Source organism: Rathayibacter iranicus NCPPB 2253 = VKM Ac-1602, assembly GCF_003149025.1.
GTDB classification, from domain to species: Bacteria; Actinomycetota; Actinomycetes; order Actinomycetales; family Microbacteriaceae; genus Rathayibacter; species Rathayibacter iranicus.
Genome location: NZ_QGDV01000009.1, coordinates 36,044 through 62,784 on the forward strand (window position 1 = coordinate 36,044; position 26,741 = coordinate 62,784).

Below are 26,741 nucleotides of genomic sequence, written 5' to 3' on the forward strand. Positions count from 1 at the left end.
CGGCACTCCGCCCGAGCCGGTCGCCACCTCTCGCATTGGGCCACACATGCCTGAAACACCGCAGCACAGTCGCCGACTCGTTCTCACCGGAGCCGCTCTCGGCCTCGGCTCCGCTTTCGCCTACGCCGCCTCCGCTTCCGCCGCGCCCGACTACAGCGTCATCCCCCTCCTGCCCGGCGAGATTCAGCGCAGCGACACCACCTACTCCCGCTATGGCCGCAAGCCCTACCAGATCATCGACGTCTCGATCGAGGGCGACCGCACTCGCCTGTTCGTCCCGCACACCGCCACGCCCTCGGCGAGCGTCGGCCAGGTCTTCTACTGGTACTACCACGCCAACGGCAGCAGCTACGCGGCGCTCAGCGGCGCCTTCCAGTTCACCGCCGACCAGGCCGTCGACGACGGTGTCATCAGCATCTGCCCCAACTACGGCGGCAGCATCTGGACCAGCCGCGCCGCCATCACCGCGCAGACCAACGCAGTGACGTGGGTGCAGAAGAGCTGGCGGATCGGCGCCAGCTTCCTCCGCTCTAACTCCGGCGGCGGCGCCCTGCTCTGCTGGGCCTACGGCAACCGACTGGTCCCCGAAATCCGCGGCGCCTACCACGCCAGCGGTGTCTACGACATGACCGCCATGGCGGACACCGAGCCCACGCGCGTGCTGCCCGCCTACGGCAACGATGCCTCTACGATCCCCGCCACCGACCCGGCCCGCCTGCCGCAGGCGTCCTGGGCCGGGACTCGGCTGCGGATCACCGGCTCCCACGACGACGTCATCGTCCCCATCGACGTGCACGGCGGCGCGCTCTACTCGCTTGCCCAGCCTGTGGCGAAGGAGGCGGTCATCACCTACCACTCCGCCGACGGAGCCCAGTACGGCCACACCGTGCCGAGCTTCACGCAGAAGGACATGCTCGACACCTTCCGGCGCTGGCTGGTCGAAGAGCCGGTGGCGCCGCCCGAGCCACCGGCACCCGTCGTGCCTGGCGCCGGGACCTATCAGAATGGCTCCTCGTTCATCGTGACAGAGGGCACATGGGCGACCCTCTCCTCCTCCGGCGACAGCGGCGGCAGCATCGGCTACTCGAGTTCGACCGGCGCCACCGCGACCCTGCGCTTCACGGGCACGGGCGTGAGTTGGGTGAGCCGCCTGACGGCGTCGTCCGGGATCAACGAGGTGCTGATCGACGGGGTCGTGGTCGCGACGGTCGATCGATACAGCGCGACGACCCGCTTTGGAGTGACGGTCTTCTCGAGCGGCGCACTGCCCGCGGGCGAGCACACGGTGACGGTGCGGCGCGGATCGACGCGCAACCCGGCGGCGACCGGAGCGACCCTGATCCTCGACGCCTTCGTGGTGACGGACGGCGCGACCCCGGTCCCGCCGCCCACTCCGTCGCTCCCGTCTGCCGGCACCTATCAGAACGGAGCCGCAGAGATCACGACCGTCGGCACCTGGGCGACCCTCTCCTCCGCGGCCGACAACGGCGGGAGCATCTCGTACTCAAGCTCGACGGGCGCCTCGGCGACCCTCCGCTTCACGGGCACGCAGGTCAGCTGGGTGAGCCGCCTCACGCCGTCCTCGGGTATCAACGAGGTGCTGCTCGACGGCGTGGTCGTCGCGAGCGTCGACCGCTACAGCGCAACGAACCGCTTTGCGCGCACGGTGTGGACCAGCGCGGCATTGCCCGCGGGCGAACACACGGTGACGATCCGCCGCGGCTCGACGCGCAACCCGGCCGCGACGGGCTCGACGTTGATCCTGGACGCGTTCGTCGTCGCGTGATGGTGCGGCGCTGAGGTGCAGCGGTGCATTCCTGGGCACGTCAGCGTGCGGGGATGAGGATGCTGATCCTGGGAGGCACGGGCTGGCTGGGCGGGATCCTCGCGGCGGAGGCGCTGCGGCGCGGCCACGATGTGACCTGCCTCGCGCGTGGCTCGGCCGTCCCTGCCGGGCTGCGGGCCGTGCAGGCCGACCGCGATCGTGACGATGCGCTTGCTGTAGTGAGCGGGTCGTCCTGGGATGCCGTGATCGACCTGTCGTCGCGTCCCGCTCACGTGCGCAGGGCTGTCCGTGACCTGCGCTGCGGTGTGTACACGTTCGTCTCGACCACGAGCGTGTATGCGTCGCACTCCTCCGTCGACGCGGATGAGGACGCCGAGCTGCTTCCCCCCTCCGACGACCCCGCCTCGTACGGCTCGGCGAAGGTCGCCTGCGAGAAGGCCGTGCTGGGCGGAGCAGCGCCCGCCCTGATCGCGCGCGCCGGGCTGATTGGGGGGCCCGGTGACCCGACTGGGCGTTCGTCGTACTGGCCGTGGCGGTTCGCGCACCCCGTCGTTCCCGGCTCAGTGCTGGTCCCCGATGCGCCGGACCTTTCGACGTCGGTGCTCGACGTGCGGGACATGGCGGGGTGGCTCGTAGACGGTGTGTCGCGAGGGGTGGTCGGGATGATGAACGTGTGCGGACTCCCCGTGCCGCTCGGGGAGCATCTGGCGGTGGCGCGGGGCGATGGTGTGGCTGCGCCGATTGCCGTGGCGGAGGAGTGGCTGCTGGCGCACGGCGTCGAGCAGTGGGCTGGTCCTGGATCGCTTCCGCTGTGGATCGCGGACCCGGCGTGGCGCGGCATGAACGCGCGCTCGACGGCGCGGGCGGAGGCTGCGGGGCTGGAGCGGCGGGCGCTGGCGGAGACGCTGCGGGACGCGGCGGCGGGCCACATCCCGGGGCGCGGCGCGGGCCTGAGTGAGGACCGCGAGCGGAAACTGTTGGCGGAGTGGGGTGGACGTTACTCGTGACAGCTGGTTCGTGGCGCTGAGTTGCCCGAGAAGGCGCATTCTCGACGCGGAGAACGAGCCTTCTCGGGCGACTCGGGCTCGAACGTTGCCGGAGTTTCGCTTTATCGCGCGAGTCGCGCTTCCACTTTGTGGGAATTGGGGCGAACTCGGCGCGCAGCGGCTCATGTAGGTTCAGAGCGCTTGGAGACAGCTCCCAGGAGACAGGGCTCGTTTATTTGCTGAGAGCACTCCAATGAGGAAAGGTTTCTGAACTGATCCCCAGACAGGCGTCCTCTCCGCTGAGAGGTTGACGGAGCTGTTGATTCCACTTTGCGAACAGGAGTATAAAGGCCCAGGCGGCGCAGACCCATGGCCGTATATTCAACTTTCCGGATCGGAGCAACAAGCATTGGTGACAGGATCCTCCGCTACTCTCATCGCGTCGATTTGCGCTGTCGCTGGTCCGGAAACGGGAGGAGTCGGATGCGGTGCTGGCGCCGCACTGATAGCCATGATCGTGGGGATCATCGTCGCGAACGGCGTGTGCCCAGACGGCAGAGAAATGCGAATCTATCCCCTCGTCGGTCCTACAGGGTTTAGCTGCCAATGACGAAGAAGAATCGAATTAGTCCGGCGCTCTTCGCAACCGTCGTCATGGCCTCAGTGGCCATATTTCAAGTCGTCTTCAACCTCGTGACTACCCAGCGCATATCCTGGGATATTCTCTCGATAATTCTGATAGATGCTGCTTTCTGGTTATGCATTTACTACATGTGGCGCCGAACGGGTCGTACGCGCTCCTGATGATCGGGCTCGGACGCATCGAGTAGATGACGGGACCGGATGCTGCCTTATCGGTTGAAGGAGACATGAACGTGAGTCTACGAATAGTTATCGGTGTCGGAGGCTTTGAATATCCGCCGGAAGATTTTTAGCCTGGCGAAGGCGACGAGGGTGTCGGCCGCGCCGTACTCGATGTGAGGGCGAATCGTCATGTCGCCGCCGGGCCTGATCCTTGTTCATCCCGGCGAGAGTAGCACCAGCGAAAAACGCCGTACCGATCTCAGGAAACACTTCCTCAGCCTAGTTTTGTTCACCGAGTCCGGGACTTCGCTAGCATTCACGTCCCCTCTAGAGGAGGAGAGCCGGCGCGGAAGCGGGACGCCACCATGCCGGCCCTTTGGGCTAAAAGCCGATCGTGACCGTCGAGTCCTTCGTCGAACCGCTCTGTGTCCAGATCGCGGTGATTACCCCGTTGTAGCCACAGTTCGAGTTCGTGATGCTTGAGTTCTTCGGCACGCTCTTCGAGCAGACCACGTTCGTTCACAGTCACGCCTCCGTTCCCTCTGCTCGCGACGGAGACGGGTTTCCACCGGCGGCCGACGCAGGTCTAGTCATGTATGCCTCCGCGCCAACACTCACTCGCCCGAGAAGGCTCGTTCTCCGCCCCGATGTCGAGCCTTCTTGGGCAACTCAGCGCACCCGCCTGCGGCGCCCAGAGTCCAAAAGTTGTCGCACTCGACCGCGAGTGCGACAACTTTTGGACTCTGGCGCGGGGCATTCGCCCGAGCGGCGCCCGCCTACGATGGGTCAGCATGACGTCCGGACCCGCGCTCGCCGTCCCGGCCCGCGCGACGGCGCGGACGGGAACGCGCGTGACCCTCGGCGTCGCACTCATCGCCGCACTCGTGGCGACGCGGATCCTCGCCCCCGACGCCGCCGGCGACGCCCTCTCGGACGCCCTCCGCGACTTCCTCACCCTCTCGATCAGCGTCGTCATCGAGTCGCTGCCGTTCGTCTTCCTCGGCATCGTGCTCTCGATCGCGGTCCAGCTCTGGGTGCCGGAGGCTGTGCTGCTGCGGGTCCTGCCGAAGCGGGCGCTCCCGCGGCGCCTCGTGATCTCGCTGCTCGGCGTGCTCCTCCCTGTCTGCGAGTGCGGCAACGTGCCGCTGGCCCGCGGGCTGATCGTGAAAGGCCTGTCGGTCTCGGAGTCGATGACCTTCTTGCTCGCGGCGCCGATCGTGAACCCGATCACCATCGTCACTACTTACCAGGCGTTCGGCTGGTCCGACGGGATTCTCGTCTGGCGCATCGTCGGCGGCTTCGCGATCGCCAACCTCGTCGGCTGGGTCTTTAGCCGCCACTCCGAGCCGATGGCGCTGCTAACCGACCGGTTCCGCACGGCGTGCGAGGCGGGGGAGCGGCCGTCTCGCTCCGTCCGCGAACGCTCCCGCCGCAGTGTGCTGCTCTTCGCGGAGGAGACCGGAGCGATGATGCCGGCCCTGTTCGTCGGAGCGGCGATCGCGGGGCTCATCCAGGTCGGCGTCTCACGCGATGTGCTGACGACGCTCGGCGGCGATCCGCTCTGGTCGGTGCTGGCGTTGATGGTGCTCGCCTTCGTCATCTCTATCTGCTCGAACGTCGACGCCTTCTTCGTCCTCTCCTTCGGTTCGACGTTCCTCCCGGGAGGCATCATTGCGTTCCTCGTCTTCGGCCCGATGATCGACATCAAGATGCTCGCGTTGCTCCGCACCACGTTCTCGGCACGGACGCTGGTGCGCGTGACCGTCCTGGTTGCCCTCGCGTCGGCCGTACTCGGACTGGCGGTGAACTATGCGCTCTGAACGGCTCCTCACCCGCTGGAAGGGCGTGGTCCTCAGCCTGATCGGCGTGGTCTCGACCCTGTGGCTCGCGGCGACCGGGCAGCTCGGGCTCTACATCCACCCGCGTTACTTCGTGTTCTCGGTGGTGCTCGCGGTGCTCGCGGGGGTGCTGCTTGTGCTCGCGTTCGCGATCGTGCCGGGGGTACAGGAGGAGGGCGACGAGCACGAGCACACGCACCGGCCGGGCCGGCGGCGGTGGCTGGCGGTGCTGGCTCCGGCCGCCGTGATTGCCGCCGCAGCTATTGCGCTGCTGGTCCTCCCGCCCGCGGCGCTGACCGCGTCGACCGCGACGCAGCGCGAGGTCAACACCAGCGCGGTCGACGCCGCCGCGACCGCCGCCGCGCCAACCGGCGACACCGCCTCCTTCAGCGTGCGCGACTGGGCGACGCTGCTGCGGCAGGGCGCGAGCGAGCAGTTCCTGGCCGGGCGCACGGCGACGGTCAGCGGATTCGTGACCCCCGACGCCTCCGACCCCGAGAACGTCTTCTACGTAGCCCGCTTCATCGTGACCTGCTGCGCCGTCGACGCGCAGCCGGTCGGCGTGCCGATTTACCGGGCCGGCTGGGCGGACACCTACAGCGAGGGGCAGTGGTTGGAGGTGACCGGCGGATTCGAGGCGAACCCGAGCGTGACGAGCGCGGAGGCGGTCGTGCTGGAGCCGGCCGCGGTCACTCCGATTGATGAGCCGGCGATGCCCTATGTCTACTGAGGGCGGCGCTCCTGAGGGCGGCCCTCCTGGCGGCGGCCCAGCGTTCGTCACCGAGGCTGAGAAGCGGCAGCACCGCTCCCACAGCCTCCTAGGCGATTCGGACCTCGGTGACGAACGCAGCGCCCCGCAGCGCCTGCGCGGATTCACCCGCATCTTCTGGGCCGCTACCGCCGTGCTCGTGCTCGCGGTCGGCGGGCTGACCGCCGCGACCATCGCGAAAGGTCCGCGCGTCGCCTCCCTCGAGGTCAGCACCGACGGCATCGTCGAGCGCGACGGCGGGCGCGTGCGCCTGCACCTCGATCAGGCCGTCGAGCCCGACGCGCTCGAGCGGGTCACCGTCACTCCAGATGCCCCACATACCGCCGAACTCGACGGTGGGCTCCTGACGCTGACCTTCGCCCAGACCCTCCGCTACGCCACCACCTACGAGATCGGGATCGACAGCGCGCGCTCCGCCGCGACGGGCTCCTCCGCCGACCTCACCGCGTCCTTCACCACGAAGAACCCCGACCTCTTCACCCTCGACCGCACCGCCGATGACCCCTCGCAGCCCGACGCGATCCGCGTCCGCCCCCTCTCCGGAGGCGAGACCCGCGTCCTGTTCACGGCCGACCGGATCCAGGATTACACCGTGGTCGGCCCGGTGCTGGTCGTGGTGACGATCGAGCCCGACGACACGAACCGGGTCCGCACGCTCACCCTCGATACGGGCTCGGAGGGGACCATCCCGCTCCCTGGCCCGGGCACCGTCCGCGAACTGCACGCCTCGCCGGAGAAGGGCGTGCTCGGCTGGACGTTCAGCGGACAGACGCCGACCGGTCCGCTCGACCGCGCGCTCTACTCCTACGACCTCACCGATCAGAAGGGGGAGGCGGTACCCGTGCTGGGGATCGACGGCGGGCCGCTGCGGGCACGCGACTGGCTCTTCGTGCCGGGGACGACCTCCGTCGTGACGCATTCGCTCGATGACACCGTGCTGTTGCTCGACCTGCTGACCCCCGGCTCGGTCAACCCGCTCGGCCAGCACGCGGAGCTGCGCGGCTTCGTACCGGGCGCCAACCGGCTGGTCGTCGCCGATCCCGACTCCGGATCGCTGATCGACCTGGCCGATGGGTCGGTCGAGACTCTCGCGCTTCCGCCCGCCGAGGTCGGCGCGACCGCCTCGCCCGTGCAGGTACTCCTCCTCGACTCCGGCAGCTATGTCGAACTCGAGGCGGAGCATTCCCCCGAGACGGGGGCGACCCAGTACTCCGTGGTTCGGGTCGACGCCTCCGGAACAGCGGAGATCTTCCGCACTTCTCCGACCGGACGCATTCGCGGCATCTGTCTCTCGCCGAACGGGCAGTACCTGGCGGTCGAGGCGGTGTCTGTCGAGGGCGAGCCGGACGACTACCCCGACGTACCGGGGTTCAGCGCGACCTCGACGGTGCTGGTCGACCTCGGCTCGGGCGAGACGGCGCGCAGCGTGAACGGAGTCTCGCGAGACTGGTGCGCATAGGGCGTCAGTCGTCGACGGCAGGGACTCCGCTGGCCGTGCCGCGCCCGGTGTGAGTACCCTGCCGGGCATATCGGAACATTCCGTAGCAGGATCGGGAATCGGACGCGAGCGAAGTGGCGCGGAGAAGGGGGTTGCTCACTCGAAGAATCCCTGACCAGGAGTGAGAACGTGGCTCGGGTCATGCTGGCGCTTCAGTGTCGAGAACTGCGCGTAGCTCTCGGGCCCGAAGTGGCGGCGCCAGTCGGCGGTAGTCATCCTGGGAATCGCGCCGATGATGTAGCGCTTGCCACCCAGCGCGACGAGACGGTCATAGAGGCAGCGGTTGTGCTCGAGCATGGCGTCGATGCCTGGCTCGGCCAGATCGGGAAAGGCGAGCAGATCGAGGACAAAGGCGAGTCCGTCGCCGTCCCGGGGCACCGCGAACATCGGAGCCGTGATCTTCCCCGGGTCTAGCGGCGCGAAGAGGCAGAGGCCGGCGCCGAGGATTGCCGGAGTGAGCCCGGGAAGGAACTCGCCGATGAAAGTCTCGACCGCGTCGCTCGGGATGAGCAGGCTCAGCCAGGGCTTGCGCTTCTGCCAGTAGCCGCCCTCGATAAGTTCCGGGATGCGCTTCTCGACGCGGAATGCCCAGTCGCGGTAGGGCAGTGAGAAGCGATTGCGGTCGCTGGCGACATCGCCCAGGACCGCCTCGAGGTCCTCGACTCCTGCGGCCTCGGGAGTCGAGTGGTAGGTGCCCAACTCCATCGCGAAGCGCCACCCCGTGTCGTCAGGCGTCCGGACAATCGAGCCAGAGTGGTAGTCGAAGCGTGCAGCCTTCATCACCATCTCCTGGTCGGCGACAAAGCGCTTCAGATCGGTGTAGTAGTAGGTGCGGATTGTCGCCGTCGACTCGGCGGGCACCAGGTCGAGCTCGACCTTGGTGATCACGCCGACTTGGCCGCCGCCTGCCCGGGCCGCGTCGAAGAGTTCGGTGTGGCGCTGACGGGAGGCGGTTACGACCTCTCCGCGTCCGGTCACGATCTCGAGCGACCGGACGATGTCGGCTGAGAGGCCGACGCGCTGCACGCTGCCTCCGATTCCGCCGACCGAGACGGTGCCGCCGACGGAGAGCTTGAGGTAGTCGGGGAGGGTCGGGACTGTGGCTCCGATCTTGAGGGCGGCTTCCACGACCTCGGCCCAGGTCGCGCCCGCGCCGACGACCGCGCGGGTTGGCTCGATCGTCTCGATCGTGGCGAACGAGCGGGCGTCGATCTGGATGCCGCCCTCGGTCAGCGCCTGGCCGTAGTTGGAGTGCGATTCGAGCGGACCTGGGTCGCCGCTCTGACCGTTGACGGCGATCCGCAGGCCGTTGCGGCCGGCGTACTCGATCATCGTGACGATGTCGCCCGTGGAGCCGGCGCGCAAGACGGCCCACGGCGCGCGTGTGGCGAAGCCGCCGAAGTCGTGCTGGAAGTCGCCCACGCCCGAGAACTCCAGCGTGCCGTCGAGCGGGGGGACCGGCTCCCTGCCGGTCGTCGAGCCGTCGGCCGCGGTGCGGAGTGGGGTGTCGATCTCGGCGTTCATCGCTGTCAACCTTCGGTGATGAAGTTCCGCGCGCGGAGGGAGACAGCCGTGAGCAGGGGATCGGAGGTTCCACGGAGCAGCGCGTCGTGGCGGTCCTGGACGTCTCGGTGGAACTCGAAAGCCTGGAAGCCCCGCTCGCGCATCGCATCGAATGCTGAGAGGAGGTGGTCCAGCTCCGCCTCGATCATCACCGTCTGCGACGAGTGGCCGCGACGCTGGTGGCCAGGAACGGCCGCTACCGGATGTTGTGCTCCGAGTCGAAGCGCGCCCCCTCGGGCCTTGGCGGCAAAACGAACAGGATCACCAGGAAGACGAACCCGGCGATCGGCACGAACGTGGCGAGGATCCAGAGGCCGCTGAAATTCACATCATGCAGCCGCCGCCAGATCAGCGCGAGCGACGGGATCAGGGTGGCTAGGGCGATCGCGCCCGCGAGCACTCCGACCCACGGCGTGTCGTACACAGGGCCGCTGCGGAACGGGGTGAGCCGCACATCGAGGTCGGACCCGGCGCCGTCGAGCAGGCCCAGCAGTGTCGAGACGATCGTGCCGGCGAGGATGATCCACCAGTACTCGGCGCGACTGGCGCGCCCACTAAACGTCGCGTACTTCGCGAAGAAGCGGCGGATGGCGGCGGTGGGAGAGGCGCCGTAGTACGGGAGCGACAGCGGGGGCTCGTCGGTGCGCGGGCTCATCGGGGAGCGGTGGGGGACAGGTGCGGCGGAGTCATTGTCCGACCGTATCCGGGGAGCCGTGGGGCAGGGCATCGGCCGCGCGGGGGAGATCGCCCCGCTTCACTGGAGGTCGATGTGTTCTCAACGAAGGAAGGATGTCGAACGCGAAGCCTGTTTCCGCGGATCGGCCGGCTCCGACACAGATTCTTCCTTCGTTTGGAACGCAATGAGCTCCTCAGCCGCCAGTGATCGCCTCTGCCCGCACAGCCGCCGTTGCCCGGGCGTCGACAATCACGCTGACGATCAGCCCGATCGCCACGATCACGACCGCAACCCACGGCAGCACATCGAGCCCGCTCGCGTCGATCGCGAGGCCGCCGACAATCGCGCCGCCGCCAATGCCGATGTTGAACGCGGTCGTCTGCAGGGCCGCCGCCAGGCTCCGCAGCCGGAAGGAGGAGGTGCGCAGCATCCGGGTTTGCAACATCGCTGGGATGCCGCCGAACGCGATGTTCCAGACCACGGCGGTCACGACGACGGCCGTCGTGGCTCCGCTGCCCGCGGCGACGGCCACACCCACCAGCGCCAGCACGACCGCGACAGCGGCGACCACGAAACCGGCCCGGGGGAAGTGGTCCGTCGCGAAGCCGGCAACGACGAGTCCGACGGCGCCTGCGCCTCCGAACGCGAAGAGCACCAGCGGCACCGTGTCGGGAGCGAACGAGGCGTTCTCGAGCCACGCCGTGATGTAGGTCGAGAGGGTGTTGTGCCCGATCAGCACCAGCAGGATCACGAGACAGACCCCGATCACGCGCGGGAGGGTACGGTCTTTGCGCGCTGGGAGCCGGATCTCGCCGGTCCGCAGCGGGACGTGATGGTCGACGGCGGGCAGGAACCGCACGACGATCAGCGCCAGGACCAGCACGATCCCGCCGAGGATCGCGAAGGTCGGCCGCCAGCCGAAGGCGTGCCCGAGCGCGGTGCCGACCGGCACTCCGAGGACGAACGCCGCAGAGCCACCGCCCGCCGTGATCGCGGTCGCCCGACCGAGCTGTTCCGGAGCGACAAGGTGCGCGGAGTAGGCGGCGACGACGGCCCAGAACAGGCCGTGTGCGAGTCCGCCGAGGATGCGCGCGCCGATCAGGAGCTCAAAGGTGGGCGCGAGCGCGGCGAGGACGTTCGCCAGCGCGATCGTGCACAGCGCCACCAGAACGAGGCTCTTGCGCGAGAAGCGCTGCGTGACCAGGGTCAGCGGAGTCGTCGCCACGACGACCGTGGCGGCGAAGATCGTGACGAGCTGACCGGTCAGCGAAATGCTCACGCCGAGATCTCGCGACATATCAGGAATGAGGCCGGTCGGCAAGAATTCGCTGGTGACCGACACGAAGATGGCGCCGGCCAGCGTGAGCAGGCCGATCCAGGGGAAGACGGGGGTTTTCGGGGTGTCCAAGGGGTTCACGGTGTCCTGCTGAAGGGGGGTGGGAGGGAGGCGACCATCAAGCCTCGCATGTCGGCGCGGCCCGGGGCATCCGTGTGACTGTTGTGGCCCCCGGCCCGACCTGGACGGCCCTGCAGGTCAGCGGCGGTGTGGATCCCGAGAGCCTGCCCGACTTCGGGTCGAGCATCACCGATAAGCCGACCTGCCCAGCCCGCCGAGCAGGCTCCCGCGTACGTCTTCCTCGCCTCCGCCGAGTCGAGCTTTGTCGCGGGCGAGACTCTCAACGTGAACGGCGGGATGGTCTCCCCTGACGTCTGCGCCGCGCGAGACGTCCCGCTCTCGCCGAGGCACCCCGCGCAGGAGGCGCCTCGGCGTACAGCCCAAGGTGTCGGCAGGCGCCGCCTCAGCGGGCGAGTGCAGCCAGCTCCGCGCGGGTCCGCGCGCCCGCCTTGCGCAGCAGGTTCGATACGTGGAACTTCGCCGTATTCTCGCTGATCCCGAGTTCCGCCGCGATCCCGTGGTTAGAGGCGCCGAGCGTGATCAGGTGTAGTACTTCTCGCTCCCGCCCGCTCAGAGTCGCGAGTTCGAGGCCGTCCGGCTGTGCGGGCGGGTCGAGGGGCAGTCGGATCGACAGGGTCGAGCCCCAGCCCGCGGTCGAGGCGATCTCGAGGTCGCCGTCCAACCCGCGAACCCGCTCCGCAATCGGCCGCAGGGCCTCGTCGCGCGCGCTCAGTTCCCCGCGCCCGTCGTCCCGGATTTCGATGAGCAGGTTCAACCCGTCGCAGTCCCATTGGATCCGCACCCGGTGCGTCTCCTCCGCCTCGACGAAGGCGAGCACCGCGCGCCGGACGATCGCGCGCGCCGCGTGCGCCACCTCGCCCGGCAGCGCGCGACCGGTCGCAGGCGGCTCGACAAACTGCACGTCGAGGTCAGCGAAGCGCACAAGTGGGCGTAGGTCACCGCGGAGGCGCGCGAAGGCTCCGACGACCGGCTCCAGCATCGCGCTGCGCTGCTCATCGGTCGTGGTCCGCAGCTCGACCAGGGCGTTCGTCGCGATCTCGACCGCCTCGGCGCGCGCGGCTCGATCATTGAGTCGGGGCGAGCGGAGCGCGGCGAGCACGGATTCGAGGGTCACGGCATACCGGTCGGCCTGCTCAGCCACCAGGCGGGCGTGCTCGAGCAGCACCGAGCGGGAGGCGGGGGCGGAGAGATCCATCTTCCCGAACCTACCCGGCACGCCTACCCGCCGCCGCCCACCCCACCCGAGTGGGTAGGTGCTCCTGCTCGGTCAGGGAGCGGCACCGCCCCTCGGAAACGCGCAGTGTTAAGGGATGAGCGAGACTTCCGATCCGACTATTACCCCCGCTGCCGCGCTCACTGCGATCGCCGCCGAGGTCGTCGCCGCCGCTACTGCGCTCAGCGATGGCGGCGCCGAGCAGCTCGAGAGCGTGGCCTCGCTCCTCGCCGACGCCGACCGCGTCTTCGTGCACGGAGCCGGCCGCTCCGGCCTCGCGCTGCAGATGACTGCGATGCGCCTGATGCACCTCGGCTTGCGCGTGCACGTCGTCGGCGACGCGACCACCCCCGCGATCGCGCCGGACGACGTCCTGCTCACCGCGAGCGGCTCCGGCACCACCGGTGGCATCGTCCGCGCCGCGCAGAACGCCGTCGATGCCGGCGCCCGGGTCGTCGCGCTGACAACAGCCGCCGACTCTCCGCTCGCCGCGCTCGCCTCTGCCATGATCGTCGTCCCCGCCGCCGACAAGCTCGACCGCTCCGGCCGCGCCTCCGCCCAGTACTCGGGAGGCCTCTTCGAGCAGGTCGTCGTCGTCACTGGGGATGCACTCTTCCACGCCCTGTGGAAGCGGAGCGGGCTCGACGCCGACGACCTCTGGCCCCGGCACGCGAACCTCGAGTGACATCCGAAACCTTCCGGGACCGCACCCCGCGCTCCCACCCACCGATCAGAAAGAAGCACCCATGAAGCTCCAGTTCGCCATGGACACCCTCAGCACCGAGGCCGCCCTCGAACTCGCCGCAGCTGCGGCCCCGCACGTCGACATCCTCGAGTTGGGGACTCCGCTCATCAAGAGCGCCGGAGTCTCGGCCATCACCGCGATCAAGCAGGCGCACCCCGACAAGACCGTCTTCGCCGACCTCAAGACGATGGACGCCGGCGAACTCGAGGCCGATATGGCCTTCTCGGCCGGAGCGGATCTGGTCACTGTCCTCGGCGTCGCCGGCGACAGCACGATCACGGGCGCCGTCGCCGCTGCCAAGAAGCACGGTAAGGGTGTCGTCGTCGACCTCATCGGAGTTCCCGACAAGGCCGAGCGCGCGAAGCAGGTCGTCGCCCTCGGCGCCGAGTTCGTCGAGATGCACGCCGGCCTCGACGAGCAGGCCGAGGACGGCTACACACTCGATTCCCTGCTCGACGATGGCATCTCCTCGGGTGTCCCTTTCTCGGTCGCCGGAGGCGTCAGCACCGCCACCATCGAAGCCGTCCAGCGCTCCGGCGCCCAGGTCGCCGTCGCCGGCAGCGCCATCTACAGCGCCCCCGACGTCGGCAAGGCCGCCGCCGCCCTCCGCGCCGCCCTCGCCTAACCCCCGCCCCCACATCTCGCGAAATGTCGCGAGATGCCTCCGGACGGACGAGATCCCCTGCCCCGGCAGCCGATCTCGTCCGTTCCTCGGCATGTCGCGAGCGAAGCCCCTCGCGCGAGCCGATGGTGGCACCCAGACGACGGAGCAGTTCCCGGACAGCGGCAAAACGTGACGCCACGTCCCCCACCATGGACAGAGGCCGCGAGATCCCTCTTGGGTTCGCGACACGCCGACGGAAACGTACCAAAGGGGCATCTCGCGACGCGCCTGGAGCGGCTGAACGTGGCTGGAGGCGACGGCTGGGGTGGTTGCAGGAGAACGCGCGTTCCCCCTAGGCTCGGAGCATCAGGGGAGAACGATCGTTCTACTGCTTTTCCCCGCTCGCCAAGGAGGACTTATGCCCACTCGTACCGCCCGCACTGCCTGGAACGGCTCCCTCGAGACCGGCGAGGGCCAGGTCGAACTCTCGAGTTCGAAGCTCGGCACCTACGACGTCTCCTTCCCCAAGCGGGCCGCTGACGACGCGAACGGATCGACGAGCCCCGAAGAGCTCCTCGGCGCCGCGCACTCCGCCTGCTACGCGATGCAGTTCTCGGCCGTCCTCGGCCAGGCCGGCGGCACCGTCGAGGCCCTCGACGTCCGCGCGGAAGTCTCGCTCGGCCCGGACTCCAACGGCGGCTTCAAGCTCACCGGCATCAAGCTGGTCGTCAGCGGCGAGGTCACCGGCATCGACGAGGCCGCCTTCCTCAAGGCCGCCGAGGAGGCCAAGGCCACGTGCCCCGTGAGCAAGGCGCTCACCGGAGTCGACATCACGCTCGACGCCACCTTCGAGAGCTGAGCCCCATCGAGCACCCCGTCGCAGTTCGCGGCGGGGTGCTTTTGCGTTCAGGCCGGAGCCGACGGCCAGTCCGAGCCGCCAGCCGGTCCGTCGCCGGTCACGCTCCATGCTGTTCCATATCCAGGATGGATCGCCCGACGGACGTCCCCGGTTCGCGGATCACGGTGCACGCCGACCATTCATCCTGAGTATGGAACCGGAAGACCCCGGAGTCAGGCCTCGACGGTGGCCCGGTAGCGGAAGCTCGCGCCGAGGTGTTCCTCCGGCAGCCGGTCGCCACGTCCGTGCAGCTTGTTCCGCAGGCTTCCCTCGACGTACTCCTCGGGATACGCCCCGCGGCGCCGCAGCTCCGGCACGATGAACTCCACCACATCCTCGAACGTGCCCGGCGTGATCGCGTAGGCGAGGTTGAACCCGTCCACGTCCGTCTCCTCCACCCACTCCTGCAAATGGTCCGCCACCTCCGCCGGCGAGCCGACGACGAACGGACCCAGCCCGCCGATCGCTCCCAGCCGGGCGATGTCGCGCACCTTCCACTCCGACCCGTCCGCGTTCGCCTCCTGGAAGTTGGCGACCGTCGACTGGATCGCGTTGCTCTTCACGTTGCCGATCGGCTCGTCGAGGTCGTACTGCGAGAGGTCGATGCCCATCCAGCCCGACATGAACACCAGCGCTCCCTCCTCGCTCGCGTAAGAGAGGTAGTCGCGGTGCTTCGCCTGCGCCGCTTCGCTGGTCTCGGCCGTGATGATCGTGAGCAGCGTGTAGATCTTTGCGGAGTAGCGGTCTCGGCCCGCCTCCTCCAGGGCGTCGCGGATGCGCGAGACGGTGGCCGCGAGGCCCGTCTTCGTCGTGGACGCGACGAAGATCGCCTCCGCGTTGCCCGCTGCGAAGCGGATGCCGCGCGGTGAGGCGCCCGCCTGGTAGATCACCGGCGTGCGCTGCACCGACGGCTCCGAGAGGTGGATGCCGGGCACGGTGAAGTTTTTCCCGCGGTGCCCGATCTCGTGCACCTTCGCCGGGTCGGTGAAGATACCCGAGTCGCGGTCGCGGATCACCGCGTCGTCCTCCCACGAGCCTTCCCACAGCTTGTAGAGCACTTCGAGGTATTCATCGGCAACGTCGTAACGGTCGTCGTGCTCGAGCTGGTCCTCGTGGCCCATGTTGCGGGCGGCGCTCGGGAGGTAACCGGTGACGACGTTCCAGCCGACGCGGCCTCTCGTGAGGTGGTCCAGCGTCGACATTCGGCGGGCGAAGGGATACGGATGCTCATATGCCGTCCCTGCGGTGATACCAAAGCCGAGGTGCTCGGTTGCGGCGGCCATCGCCGAGACGAGGAGGATCGGGTCATTGACGGGGACCTGCGCGCCGTGGCGGATCGCGGCCTCGTTGGAGCCACCGTAAACGTCATAGGTGCCCAGCACGTCGGCGATGAAAATGCCGTCGAAAGTGCCGCGCTCGAGCAGCTTCGCGAGGTCCGTCCAATAAGAGAGGTCTTTGTACCGCCAGGACTGGTCCTGGGGGTGGCGCCACATGCCTGAGGACTGGTGGGCGACGCAGTTCATATCGAAGGCGTTGAAACGGATCTGCCGGGTCATCCCCTGATAGTGCCGAGTGCGCTCGCAATCTGGCCCGGGGAGTGACATACGGCGTCACAGAGCGGTCGCACGACAACCCGAAATGGAGCGTGACACAGTTCGGGTTAGCGGGATAACCCGAACTGTGCTGATCGTCACTTCGCGCTGGAGGAGGGACGCCGCATACCTGAGTGGGCGAAGCACGGGCACGAGACTCGGCCCTGGCGGCAGACCGCGCGCGCGGGCTCCCGAGCCGACCGGACCGTGAGCGAGGTCGTCGTTTCGCTGCCGCCTCTTCTCGCCGGAACGTCGTGGGAGGCGTTTCCCGCGTCGCGCCCGGCGCTCGACGCAGCAGCTCGATTGTGGTCTCCTCGCCGACCTCGAAGACCGCATCGGGTCCGCGATGGTCGGCACGACTCCGGACCCTTGACCTCGGCGAACTGAGGCGGCCGGGCCCGATGTGCGATCTCGCGCCAGCGCAGCTTCTGTCCGCTGGGGTCTGACTAGTGTCCTGGAGCGAAGCTCAGGGGAGGTGGTCATGGGGACGATCCGGTTCGATGACGAGGTGGCTGCGCAGTTCGCGCGGAAGCTGGTTGCGGTGGCGGATGTGTTGCATTCGCAGGCGTTGGTGCGCGGCGCTGCTGCTGAGCAGGCGATGCAGGATTTCGAGGGGCCTTTTGCGCAGGTGTTCTGGTTCGCGCATCTCACGCAGGCGTCCAACCGGTCGCGCTTGGACGCGGCGCTCTTCGAGCTATCGGAGGTGGTGCTCACCGCGATTCTGAAGGCGCGTCAGGAGCGCGAGCGGTTGGCCGAGGTAGAAGCCTGGGAGGCGCGTCAGGCGGAGCGGGAGGAGCGGCGGCGTCTGGACCCGACGGGCGGTGCCGCTTCCGATTTTCTAGAGATCTTCGATCGGCCTCCGTCCGAGGACCGGATTCTTCCGCCGACGATTGTGGCCTCGTACTCGCCGCAGGAGCCGCAGCGCACGTCGGCGGGCGCGGGGGTACCGCAGGGCCGGACGTCTGCTGATCCGGATCGTCTTAATGTTTTCCTGTCGGATGCGCGTCAGGCGGACGAGGCGTTGCGAATGGAGTTGGATGCGGTGCTGGCGGTATTCGGCGCCTTCCGTGAGGCGTGTTCGTGGGTGCCGTTGGAATCGATCTCCGTCTTCGGTGGTTTTCAGCAGCTCCTGGGGATCAGCCAGTTGCACTCGAACTGGATCGAGCAGGTTTCTCTCGCTTTCGCTGCGGCGGGCGGGGGTCTGTTGTCGAGTCCGACTTTGGAGATGGTGGCTACTGGCGGGCAGACGAGGACTGACCAGAGTGTGCTGGATCTGCTGTCGTCGGTGCCTGCGGACGAGATTGCGGTGCTGTTCAAGACGCGGCCGGAATTGGGCGCGCAGCTGAAACGGATTCCGGCGACCGATGTGAACGCGTGGTGGACGCGGCTCGGGCCGGCTGAGGATGGGGCCCGGTTTTCTGCGCGGCAGGAGGCGTTGATCGGTGGGCTGCCCGAGGTGATCGGGAATCTCGAGGGGGTGCCGTATGGGGCGCGGGCGCAGGCGAACGAGAGTGTGTTGAGGGTGCGGATTAAGGCGCTGAAGGATGAGCTTGCGCAGGAGCCGACTGACGGCGACTACGCGAAGCTCGGGAGTATGCAGGAGGACCTCAGGGCGCTGGAGGATATCGCGGATTCGCTGAAAGTCCGCCCTGGTCTTGATGGCCGCTTCTTGATCTCTCTCACGGATGATCACCCGCCGTTGGCGGCGGTGTCGATTGGTGATCTTGATACTGCGACGAATGTGACCTATGCGGTGCCGGGGATGGGCCAGACCACGACCACGATGACGTCGTGGGTGAAGGCGTCGCAGAATGTGCAGTCGATGTTGCCGACCGGGAATGCGGTGGTGGCGTGGATTGGCTACCAGACGCCTCCGAACGTGACCGAGACTGCTAATTTTTCGGTGATGGACATTGATGATGCTGTCGCGGGTGGCGCGGCTCTCGCCTCGTCTGTGCACGGGCTTTCTGCTGTCCGGGGGGATTCGATACCGAAGCCGGATGTCGTCGCGCATTCCTACGGGACGACGGTCGTTGCCGTTGCTGCTTCCCGGTCTGATGTCGAGTTTGGGACGTTTGTTTCTCTCGGGTCGGCGGGCTTGCCGGATAGCGTCGATTCCGTGAGTGATCTCCATGTGGAGGGGATGTATGCGGGGCAGGCGCGCAACAAGCTGTGGTTCGAGGAGGAGAGCGGTGATAGGCGGCGTGGATGGGACGTCACTACAGCCGGGATCATCATGTGAATCCTGTCAATCCCGAGTTTGGTGCGCAGGCGTTTGGTGTGGAGACCGGCGGGGACGCAGGGCGGGTCGTCACGAACCATGATGCGTTGAGGAGTGATGACGGTGACTCCGCGGGCTACTTCGACATCAACACGGAAGCGCTGGCGAACACGGCGGCCGCTCTTTCTGGTAGGACGGATCTACTCACAGCGAACAAGCCTCTCGACCGGACTGAGCTTGAGAAGTTCTTGAAGGAGGTCAGCGATGGTGTGGAAAGCTTCTTGCCGTAGTCGCCGGCCTGTTTTGCCGGTCGCCGTCTCGGTCTCCGTGATAATAACCACGATGTCCGCGTGTGCGGGCGAAGGAGTAAAGCCAGTGAATACAATGAGCCCGCGGGAGGGACGCGACCAGGTGGTTGAGTTGGTGGTGGAGACATCAAGGCGGCTCAATATCGAAGGATGGTGGCCACGAAATGGGGTCGCAGCGCCAGATGTGTGTTCTCTTGATGGTAGGGGGCAGGGTGCGAGCTATTCCTATGAGCACTGGGCGCCACAAGGGACGGAATTTGACGAGGATGCGCGCAAAGTCGCCGCGTATTGGCAGTCGCTGGGAATGAGTGTCCGGGTGACTGATTCGACGTCGCGTCCGACAGTCTACGCGGAGGGCGGTTCGGTACTGCGGGCTAGCTTCATGACCAGTACGACGGACAACTCTTACCGTATTGGAGCTGTTGCTCGCTGCGCTCCCGGGGATGCGGCACGGCTTCTTGACGAGGACAATACGCAGCGAGAGGCAGGGGTACTCCTTCCGGGCGATGAGGGGGTCGTGGAGAAGCCAAGCGCGCGGAGAAAGATCATGCCAACGCCTCAGGCAACGCCCGAGTGAGCACCACTCTCGATGACCGTATTCTCAGACCGCTCGTTAGCTGTCGCTAGTCGTCGAAGCGCTGGTCGGGGCTAGCTCCGGTGCGTCCTGCGTCTGCTGATCCGGATCGTCTTGATGTTTTCCTGTCGGATGCGCGTCAGGCGGACGAGGCGTTGCGAATGGAGTTGGATGCGGTGCTGGCGGTATTCGGTGCCTTCCGTGAGGCGTGTTCGTGGGTGCCGTTGGAATCGATCTCCGTTTTCGGCCGTTGTCGTAGGCGCCGCGCGAGCCTGCGCGTCGGCGCACTGGTGATGGTGATGATGACAGGACTGATGTTCGCGTGCGCGGAGAAGGGAGCTAGGCCGGTGAATACGATGAGTCCTCGCGAGGGGCGCGACAAGGTAGTCGAATTGGTTGTGGATACGACGAAGCAGCTCGATGTCGAAGGGTGGTGGGCGCGGGACGGCGAGTCAGCGCCGGATGTTTGTTCTCTCGCTGGTGGGGCACAGGGTGCGAGTTACCGCTATTCACAGGAGGCGCCGGAGGGGACGGATTTCTTGGGGGACGCTCGTAGGGTTGCGGCCTATTGGGAGTCGTTGGGGATGTCGGTCCGGGTGGCGGATTCGACTCGGCGACCGGCTGTCTTCGGGGAGGGGGGTCCGGTGTTGCGCGCCAGTTTTGATACGGGAGCGGCTGCCGGGACTTATCGCGTTGGCGCCGTCGCGCGGTGTGCTCCCGGGTACGCGGCGGGTCTGCTCCGGGAGGACAACGCGCAACGCGAAGCGGGTGTCGTTCTTCCTGGTGATGAGGGTGTGCGTGAGCAAGCTGACCCTCGGCCGACTCCTACTCAGGAACCTCCAGCGGAACCTTCGGAGTGACTTCTTGCCGTAGGCGCCGAGCGAGGCTGCGCGTCGCCGAACTGCTGACGGTAATGATGACGAGAATCCGTGCAGGGTCTTTCCGCTGTTCGAGGGCATTCGATTCCGAAGCCGGATGTCGTGAGGCATGAGGAAGAGAGTGGCGCTAAGGCGGCGGGGATCGGGCGCTACTGTGACGTAGCCCACGCCCTACCCGAGCTCGCGGGCGAGGAAGCGGACGTGCTCGGCGAGCTGAAATGCCTCGCCGCCCTCGTGTCCGTTGAAGGGATACACGCGGATCTCGCGTGGCCCCGCGTAGCGGTTGTAGGAGGCGTACACCGTCGAGGGCGGGCAAATTTCGTCCAGGAGGGCCACCGAGAACATCGCTGGGACCGAGGCGTGCGGCGCGAACGAGGTGCCGTCGAAGTAGGACAGCGTATCGAAGACCCAGGCCTCGGAGCCGCGGTGGGTGCGGAGGTAGCGGGTGATCTCTCCGTAGGGCATTGTGTCGATCATCCGCACCGCGTGCTCCATGTGACTGAGGAATGGCACGTCGATGATCGCGGCCCGGGCAGAGGTGGATTCGCCGAGCAGACCGAGGATCCCGGTGACGGCCAGGGCGATGCCGCCGCCTTGGCTCCCGCCCGAGACGGCGACTCGGGAGGCGTCGACAGTGGGGTGTGCGCGGAGGACGTCGAGCGCACGGACGGCGTCGGTGAACACGCGGCGGTAGTAATGGTCGGCGGGGGCCTCGATGCCCTGCGTCATGACTCCGCTCACGTGCGGACCGCTGCCCACGGGGTCGGGCGTCACTCCGGTGCGGTGCCCCGAGCCCTGCCCGCGGGTGTCCATCACGAGGTGCGCGTAGCCGGCAGCGCTCATCGCGGTCCACTCTTCAAGCAGGCCCCGACCGCCGCCATAGCCGATGTAGGTGACGAGGGCGGGGAGGGGGCCCTCGATGCCGCGGGGGAGGATTAACCAACCGCGGATCGGGTGGCCGCCGTAGCCGGAAAAGGTGACGTCGTAGGTATCGAGGAGGCGTAAGCCGGCGTCGACCGGCTCGAAGCGCGGGTCCGTCGCGACCGACCGCGCCTGGGCGATCGTGTCGCGCCAGAACTCGGCGAAGCCCTCGGGCTGCGGCAGCTCCGGACGGTACTGCTCCAGAAGATCGAGCGGGAGGTCGTACTGCGGCATCACGGGCTCCTTGAGGCGGCGGCTTGAAGGGGACGACGCCCGACAGCGTCGAGCGGCGGCGCCCGACGTCCGAAACTACCGCAGAAGCCGCCGCACCTGGATGCGCCGTGTGAGTCCGCCGCACGCTGGAATGCCGTCGATCCGACCGTGTTGGAGCCAGCATGACAACCTACGGAATCATCGGAGCAGGCAATATCGGCAGCCAGGTAGCACGGGCGGTCATCGCCCTCGGGGACGAGGTGGTCATCGCCAACTCCCGTGGCCCCGAGACCCTCGCCGATCTCGTTGCGGAACTCGGCCCGAAAGCCCGCGCCGCTACAGCACAGGAGGCGGCCGAGGCCGCGGAAATCGCCGTCGTCACGGTGCCGCTGAAGAACCTCGAGGAGGTGCCGGTCGCTCCGCTCGCCGGCAAGATCGTGCTCGACACGAACAACTACTACTTCGAGCGCGACGGGCACATTGAGGCGCTCGACGCGGGCGAGACCACGACCAGCGAGATGCTGCAGCAGCACCTGCCGGAATCACGGGTCGTGAAGGCCTTCAACCACATCCTGGCGGCCGACATCACCACGTCGGGATCGCCGGCCGGCACCCCCGACCGCCGGGCGCTCGCTACCTCCAGCGACTACCCCGAGGCGATTCAGTTCGTCACCGACCTCTACGACCGGATGGGTTTCGACACCGTCGCGATCACGCCGCTGAGCGAGTCGTGGCGGGTCGAGCGGAACCGTCCGGCCTACGTCGTGCGCCAGAACCGCGACGAGCTTGAGGCGAACCTCGCACAGGCACCGCGCACGGTCTAAGTGCGGTTTCCGGCGAGAGAGCGGCGGGAGGCGGCGAGGGGACCCCGCGGCGCCTGACACGCCGAAGGGGGGCGCGCGCAAGTGACGTCTCGCGGCGAGGGACCGGGTGATGGGGGTGCGGGGGCTGCAATAGTCGACGGGACATCCGTGCCGAACTGAGCCCCCGCCCGGGCTCCGAGAGGAGACCCATCGTGCCCACACCGTCCCCGACCGCCCCGCCCCGCGCTCGCCTCTCCCGTCGCAGCGTCGTTCTCGGCGGGCTCGCGGCGCTCCCTCTCCTCAGTGCCTGTGTGCCGGATGCGAGTGCGCCGGACGGCGGGCCACAGGAGGCGCCGCGGACCCGGACGGCTGCGCCGAGCGGTCCGGTTGCCCTGGTCCCGGACGCTCTTGCCGCGAGCGCTGCCCTCTTCTCGGCGGCTCCGCTGGTCGTGCTCGTGGAGGATGTGCCGGCCTCGCGAATTCGCGCCGCCCAGGTGAGCATCGCGTGGGGCGTGCCGCTGCTGATCGGCGCGGCAGACGACGCCGGAGCGACGCCCGCGGCGACGGCGGACTCTGGGGCCGCGTCCACGGATTCCGCGTCCGCCAACTTCGCGCCCGCCGAATCTGCGTCTTCCGTCGATCCTCCGACGCCCACCGTGTCCGCTCCGGCCGCCGAGGCTCTTACCGCCGAATTCGCGCGCCTCGGCGCCACGCGGGTTATCGCAATCGGCAACGTCACCGCTCCAGAGGGAGTCAGCGTGGTCGTCTCGACCCCCGACGCCGCGGCCATTGCCCAGGCGACTGGCGTGAGCGTCACCGACCTCACGCTGGCCGACCTCGCCGCCTACACCCCTGCGGTACCGGCGGACGCTCCGTTCGGCGCCCTCCCACCGCGGGCCGAGGTGCTGACGGGCCTGCACGGTCTCGCCCGCGCCGAGGACGCGGACGTCGCCGCGTTCGCGACCGCCCGGGCCGCAGGCGTCCCTATCACGATGGTCGACGGCGACGATTTGCTCGCCTCGGGAGGCGCCGTCACCGCGATTGCCGACGCTGACGCCTCCTGCACTCTGCTGCTGGGCCCCGTGCTCGCCGCCCAGCCCGAGCCCGAGTGGGCCGTGCGCGCGGCCGCGAACGGGTGGCAGTTGCCCGGCGGAGGCCAGCGCGCCTTCGGCAATCACCTGTTCGTCGCGATCTATGGCACCCCGGGAGCGCCGGTGCTCGGCGTCCTGGGCGAGCAGGGGCTTGAGCCGACCATCGCCAGGGCTCAGGCGGTCGCCGAGCCGTATCGCGCGCTGACCAAGAAGCAGGTGGTCCCGAGTCTCGAGATCATCACGACGGTCGCGGCCGGCGATCCTGGGTCGGACGCTAACTACTCGAACGAGCTCGATCCTGCCGACCTGCGCCCCTACGTCGACGCCGCGCAGGAGACCGGGATGTACGTGGTGCTCGACCTGCAGTCGGGGCTGACCGACTTCCTCACGCAGGCGAAGCAGTACGCCGATCTGCTCCGGCTGCCGCACGTCGGGCTGGCCCTCGATCCAGAGTGGCGGCTACTGCCGGGTCAAAAGCCGCTCCAGCAAATCGGCCGCGTGTCCGCCGCTGAGGTCGACAGCGTGTCGGAGTGGCTCGCCGACCTCGTGCACAGCGAGGGCCTGCCGCCGAAGATGTTCGTCCTGCACCAGTTCCGGCTCACGATGTTGCAGGACCGCGAGAACATCCGCCGTGACCGACCTGAACTCGAGTTCCTCATCCACGTCGACGGCCAGGGTTCGCAGCCCGACAAGCAGGCGACCTGGGAGGCGCTGCACCAGGACGCAGCCGCGGACATCGCCTGGGGGTGGAAGAACTTCTACGACGAAGACAAGCCCATGCTGACCCCCGCCGAGACCCTGGCCAACGTCCGCCCGCTCCCCGACCTCATCACCTACCAGTAGGCGCCCGCTCCCTCGCGGAACGGCGGTCAGCGGTGGAGGAGGGAGCCTGAGACGACGCCAGCCTCGACCTCCTCGAGGGCTTGGCCACGCGTCTCGGGCACGCGCTTCGCGATGAAGACGAGCGCCAGGACGCCGACCGCGCCGAAGAGGAAGAACGTGCCGGTGATGCCGACGCCGGAGACGAGGGTGGGGAAAAACAGGCCGAGCACCGCGTTCGTCAGCCAGTGGCAGAAGATCGCGATGCCGACGCCGACCCCGCGGATCCGCAGTGGGAAGATCTCGGACAGCATCACCCAGGTGACGATATTGAGGAACGTCTGCATGCTGCCGACGAACGCGACCACCAGCACGAGGATCACGAACGGCCGCGCCGGATTGCCGACGGGGAGGGCGAGGGAGGCGAGGCCGATCAGGATGTGCATCGTGGTCGTCAGCGAGTAGCCGAGCAGGAGGGTCGTGCGGCGGTTCATCGTCTGCATCAGCCGCAGGCCGATCAGCCCGCCGAGCACGGCTATCGCGCCGGGGGCGATGTTCGCGACCAGGGCGCTGTCATGGTCGAAGCCCGCCTCCTTGAGCACCGACTGGCCGTAATACATGATCGAGTTGATGCCGGTGAGCTGCTGCGCGACTCCGATGCCGATGCCGACCAGGAGGATGCGGACGGCCCAGCGCTCGCGGAGGGCCTGGAACAGCGGGGCCTTCGGGCCCTCGGCGGTGCCGACCGATCGCGCGATCTCCTCCGCCTCCGCTTCGGCCCGTTCGGGCGTGCGGATCATCGACAGGACGCCGAGCGCCTCCTCGCGTCGGCCGTGCGCGAGCAGCCAGCGGGGCGACTCCGGCACGCGGGTCATGCCGATCAGGAGCGCCGCGGCGGGCAGCGCGGCGACGGCGAGCATCACACGCCAGACTCCGGGCAGCTCGCCCCACACGGTGCCGATGATGGCGTTCGCGACGAAGGCGGCGAGCTGGCCGATTACGATCATCAGCTCGTTGCGCCCGGCGAGGGAGCCGCGGATCTCGGACGGCGAGATTTCGGACAGGTAGACCGGTACGACCACCGAAGCTCCGCCCACGGCGAGGCCGAGGACCGCGCGGCCGATCACCATCACTCCAAAGCCCGGCGCCACGACGCAGACGAGCGCCCCGACGAGGAAGAGCACGGCGAGCAGGTGGATGGTGGCGCGCCGGCCGATCGCATCGGAGAGGCGGCCGCCGCTGACGGCGCCGACCGCCGCCGCGAAGAGCAGCGAGCTGGTGACGACCCCTTCTGTCAGCGCGGTCAGCCCGAGTTCGACCGACATCGGCTCCAGCGCCCCGTTGATGACGCCGGTGTCGTAGCCGAACAGCAGTCCCCCGAGGGTCGCCACGAGCGCGATGAGGCCGAGACGCCGAGTCGGCGCCTCCAGAGAGGTGGTCATCCGTTCACTCTGGTGCACGGCCCAGCGCCGGGGGAACCCCGGACCGTCGAGGGAGCCCCGGGTAGCGGGCGCCCTCGACGGTGAAGTCTCGGGACATCGGTGACGGTTCTGTCCCAGGACATCGGTGACGGTTCGGGGTTCCCTCACGGGCACGGGGCGGCGGCGACTGTCAGCGCCTCCGTCACCGGGGCGACTCCCCTCCCCGCGGGGCCGTCGTCACCGCGACGAGCGCACCGAGGACGAGGGCCGCTCCGAGCGCCTGTCCGGGGGTGAAGTCCTGTGCGAGAACGAGCCAGCCGAGGAGTGTTGCCACCAGCGGGCTGAGCAGCCCGAGGAACGAGCTCGTCACTGCCGGCAGGCGGCGGAGACCGGCGAACCAGAGCGCGTAGGCCACCGCGCCGCCGATAATCCCGAGATAGGCGAACCCCGCGACGTTCGTGGCGCTCAGGCTCGGAGGCAGTCCCTCCACTACGAGCAGGACTGGCACGAGGAGCAGCCCGCCCCAGGTCAGCTGCCAGGCGGTCGCGGTGAGAGGAGGGACCGGGGCGGGCCAGCGCTTCGCGAGCACGATCCCGAGTGCCATCGAGCAGGTGCCGCCGAGTGCGGCCGCGACGCCGAGCGCGTCCAGATGCGCGCCCGACTGGAGGACGAGCAGGCCCACTCCGACCAGCCCGACGACTCCGGCGACGAGTGCTCGCGGCCGGAGGCGCTCGCCGAGCAGGCGGGCGGCGATCGTCTGCACGATCAGCGGCTGTACCGCTCCGAGCGTCGCCGCGACGCCGCCGGGCAGTCGGTAGGCGGCGATGAACAGGAGCGGGAAGAAGACTCCGATGTTGAGCGCGCCGAGGAGGAGGGAGCGCCACCACCAGGAGCCGCGCGGCAGGGTGTGGGTGGCCAGGAGGAGGATCAGGCCGGCGGGGAGCGCTCGCAGCACGGCCGCGAGCAGCGGCGTCCCGGGCGGCAGGGCGGTGGCGGTGACGAGGTAGGTGGTACCCCAGAGGATCGGCGCAAGGGCGGTCAGAGACGGAGTCAGTTTGCTAAGCACTTAGGTAGTATATCTAAGTGCTTAGCGTCAGTTCTAG

22 protein-coding genes and 1 pseudogene are annotated in these 26,741 nt (G+C 68.2%); 13 read left to right on the forward strand and 10 right to left on the reverse strand.

Annotated features, from left to right (window positions below; all coding sequences use genetic code 11):
- Positions 1-46 precede the first annotated feature (46 nt).
- Positions 47-1,786 carry a hypothetical protein gene (locus B0H03_RS10380; RefSeq protein ID WP_104265638.1) on the forward strand — a complete coding sequence of 580 codons (1,740 nt, stop codon included), beginning with the start codon at positions 47-49 and terminating at the stop codon, positions 1,784-1,786.
- A gap of 53 nt (positions 1,787-1,839) precedes the next feature.
- Positions 1,840-2,793, forward strand: coding sequence for an NAD-dependent epimerase/dehydratase family protein (locus B0H03_RS10385; RefSeq protein ID WP_104265637.1), 954 nt, complete (start codon positions 1,840-1,842; stop codon positions 2,791-2,793).
- Between the two features lie 1,099 nt (positions 2,794-3,892).
- On the opposite strand, the gene B0H03_RS16235 is transcribed toward B0H03_RS10385, so the two are convergent.
- On the reverse strand, positions 3,893-4,105 hold the full coding sequence (locus tag B0H03_RS16235) for a hypothetical protein (protein ID WP_127844002.1): 213 nt from the start codon (positions 4,103-4,105) through the stop codon (positions 3,893-3,895).
- A 262-nt stretch (positions 4,106-4,367) separates the two neighbouring features.
- Here B0H03_RS16235 and B0H03_RS10390 point away from each other — a divergent pair, with 262 nt between their 5' ends.
- The 3 genes from B0H03_RS10390 to B0H03_RS10400 are packed head-to-tail and all read left to right on the forward strand — an operon-like array spanning position 4,368 to position 7,642.
- Positions 4,368-5,396 (forward strand): permease, encoded by a 1,029-nt coding sequence (locus B0H03_RS10390; protein WP_104265636.1) that lies wholly within the window; start codon positions 4,368-4,370, stop codon positions 5,394-5,396.
- On the forward strand, positions 5,386-6,144 hold the full coding sequence (locus B0H03_RS10395; protein ID WP_104265635.1) for a TIGR03943 family putative permease subunit: 759 nt from the start codon (positions 5,386-5,388) through the stop codon (positions 6,142-6,144). The genes B0H03_RS10390 and B0H03_RS10395 overlap by 11 nt, the downstream gene beginning before the upstream one ends.
- Positions 6,134-7,642, forward strand: a complete 1,509-nt coding sequence (locus B0H03_RS10400; protein WP_104265634.1) for a hypothetical protein — start codon at positions 6,134-6,136, stop codon at positions 7,640-7,642. Before B0H03_RS10395 ends, B0H03_RS10400 begins: the two co-directional genes overlap by 11 nt.
- A gap of 135 nt (positions 7,643-7,777) precedes the next feature.
- On the opposite strand, the gene B0H03_RS10405 is transcribed toward B0H03_RS10400, so the two are convergent.
- The 4 genes from B0H03_RS10405 to B0H03_RS10420 all read right to left on the reverse strand — a co-directional run bounded on the left by B0H03_RS10405 (position 7,778) and on the right by B0H03_RS10420 (position 11,337).
- Positions 7,778-9,205, reverse strand: a complete 1,428-nt coding sequence (locus B0H03_RS10405) for an FAD-binding protein (RefSeq protein WP_104265633.1) — start codon at positions 9,203-9,205, stop codon at positions 7,778-7,780.
- Between the two features lie 5 nt (positions 9,206-9,210).
- Positions 9,211-9,393, reverse strand: coding sequence for a hypothetical protein (locus B0H03_RS10410; protein WP_104265632.1), 183 nt, complete (start codon positions 9,391-9,393; stop codon positions 9,211-9,213).
- A gap of 47 nt (positions 9,394-9,440) precedes the next feature.
- Positions 9,441-9,899, reverse strand: coding sequence for a DUF805 domain-containing protein (locus B0H03_RS10415; RefSeq protein WP_104265631.1), 459 nt, complete (start codon positions 9,897-9,899; stop codon positions 9,441-9,443).
- A gap of 214 nt (positions 9,900-10,113) precedes the next feature.
- Positions 10,114-11,337, reverse strand: a complete 1,224-nt coding sequence (locus tag B0H03_RS10420; RefSeq protein WP_104354020.1) for an MFS transporter — start codon at positions 11,335-11,337, stop codon at positions 10,114-10,116.
- Between the two features lie 56 nt (positions 11,338-11,393).
- Here B0H03_RS10420 and B0H03_RS17100 point away from each other — a divergent pair.
- Positions 11,394-11,625, forward strand: a pseudogene (locus tag B0H03_RS17100) (SDR family oxidoreductase); the annotation flags it as partial.
- 94 nt (positions 11,626-11,719) lie between these two features.
- Here B0H03_RS17100 and B0H03_RS10430 read toward each other — a convergent pair.
- Positions 11,720-12,532, reverse strand: a complete 813-nt coding sequence (locus B0H03_RS10430; RefSeq protein ID WP_104265624.1) for a LuxR C-terminal-related transcriptional regulator — start codon at positions 12,530-12,532, stop codon at positions 11,720-11,722.
- Between the two features lie 115 nt (positions 12,533-12,647).
- Here B0H03_RS10430 and hxlB point away from each other — a divergent pair, with 115 nt between their 5' ends.
- The 3 genes from hxlB to B0H03_RS10445 all read left to right on the forward strand — a co-directional run bounded on the left by hxlB (position 12,648) and on the right by B0H03_RS10445 (position 14,758).
- Positions 12,648-13,235 carry a 6-phospho-3-hexuloisomerase gene (hxlB, locus tag B0H03_RS10435; RefSeq protein WP_104265623.1) on the forward strand — a complete coding sequence of 196 codons (588 nt, stop codon included), beginning with the start codon at positions 12,648-12,650 and terminating at the stop codon, positions 13,233-13,235.
- A gap of 61 nt (positions 13,236-13,296) precedes the next feature.
- The gene (gene hxlA, locus B0H03_RS10440; RefSeq protein ID WP_104265622.1) at positions 13,297-13,920 is read left to right on the forward strand and encodes a 3-hexulose-6-phosphate synthase; all 624 of its coding nucleotides are present in this window, start codon (positions 13,297-13,299) and stop codon (positions 13,918-13,920) included.
- Positions 13,921-14,317: 397 nt separating this feature from the next.
- Entirely contained in the window at positions 14,318-14,758 is a 441-nt protein-coding gene (locus B0H03_RS10445) for an OsmC family peroxiredoxin (RefSeq protein ID WP_104265621.1), read from the forward strand.
- 212 nt (positions 14,759-14,970) lie between these two features.
- Here B0H03_RS10445 and B0H03_RS10450 read toward each other — a convergent pair whose 3' ends face one another.
- Positions 14,971-16,353, reverse strand: coding sequence for an LLM class flavin-dependent oxidoreductase (locus B0H03_RS10450; protein ID WP_104265620.1), 1,383 nt, complete (start codon positions 16,351-16,353; stop codon positions 14,971-14,973).
- 517 nt (positions 16,354-16,870) lie between these two features.
- Between B0H03_RS10450 and B0H03_RS10455 the strand changes: the two genes are divergently transcribed.
- Positions 16,871-18,631, forward strand: a complete 1,761-nt coding sequence (locus B0H03_RS10455; protein WP_104354369.1) for an alpha/beta hydrolase — start codon at positions 16,871-16,873, stop codon at positions 18,629-18,631.
- Complete coding sequence (locus B0H03_RS10460; RefSeq protein ID WP_104265618.1) at positions 18,628-18,900, forward strand: hypothetical protein; 273 nt, start codon at positions 18,628-18,630, stop codon at positions 18,898-18,900. The genes B0H03_RS10455 and B0H03_RS10460 overlap by 4 nt, the downstream gene beginning before the upstream one ends.
- A gap of 1,641 nt (positions 18,901-20,541) precedes the next feature.
- On the opposite strand, the gene B0H03_RS10470 is transcribed toward B0H03_RS10460, so the two are convergent.
- Positions 20,542-21,525 carry an acetylxylan esterase gene (locus B0H03_RS10470; RefSeq protein ID WP_104265616.1) on the reverse strand — a complete coding sequence of 328 codons (984 nt, stop codon included), beginning with the start codon at positions 21,523-21,525 and terminating at the stop codon, positions 20,542-20,544.
- A 161-nt stretch (positions 21,526-21,686) separates the two neighbouring features.
- Here B0H03_RS10470 and B0H03_RS10475 point away from each other — a divergent pair, with 161 nt between their 5' ends.
- Together B0H03_RS10475 and B0H03_RS10480 are read left to right on the forward strand one after the other, a co-directional pair.
- Positions 21,687-22,328, forward strand: coding sequence for an NADPH-dependent F420 reductase (locus B0H03_RS10475; RefSeq protein ID WP_104265615.1), 642 nt, complete (start codon positions 21,687-21,689; stop codon positions 22,326-22,328).
- A gap of 191 nt (positions 22,329-22,519) precedes the next feature.
- Complete coding sequence (locus tag B0H03_RS10480) at positions 22,520-24,241, forward strand: hypothetical protein (RefSeq protein ID WP_104265614.1); 1,722 nt, start codon at positions 22,520-22,522, stop codon at positions 24,239-24,241.
- 26 nt (positions 24,242-24,267) lie between these two features.
- Here the strand turns inward: B0H03_RS10480 and B0H03_RS10485 are convergent, their stop codons facing one another.
- Together B0H03_RS10485 and B0H03_RS10490 are read right to left on the reverse strand one after the other, a co-directional pair.
- Positions 24,268-25,659 carry a sugar porter family MFS transporter gene (locus B0H03_RS10485; RefSeq protein WP_104265613.1) on the reverse strand — a complete coding sequence of 464 codons (1,392 nt, stop codon included), beginning with the start codon at positions 25,657-25,659 and terminating at the stop codon, positions 24,268-24,270.
- Positions 25,660-25,840: 181 nt separating this feature from the next.
- Positions 25,841-26,704 carry an EamA family transporter gene (locus B0H03_RS10490; protein WP_206612069.1) on the reverse strand — a complete coding sequence of 288 codons (864 nt, stop codon included), beginning with the start codon at positions 26,702-26,704 and terminating at the stop codon, positions 25,841-25,843.
- Positions 26,705-26,741 lie beyond the last annotated feature (37 nt).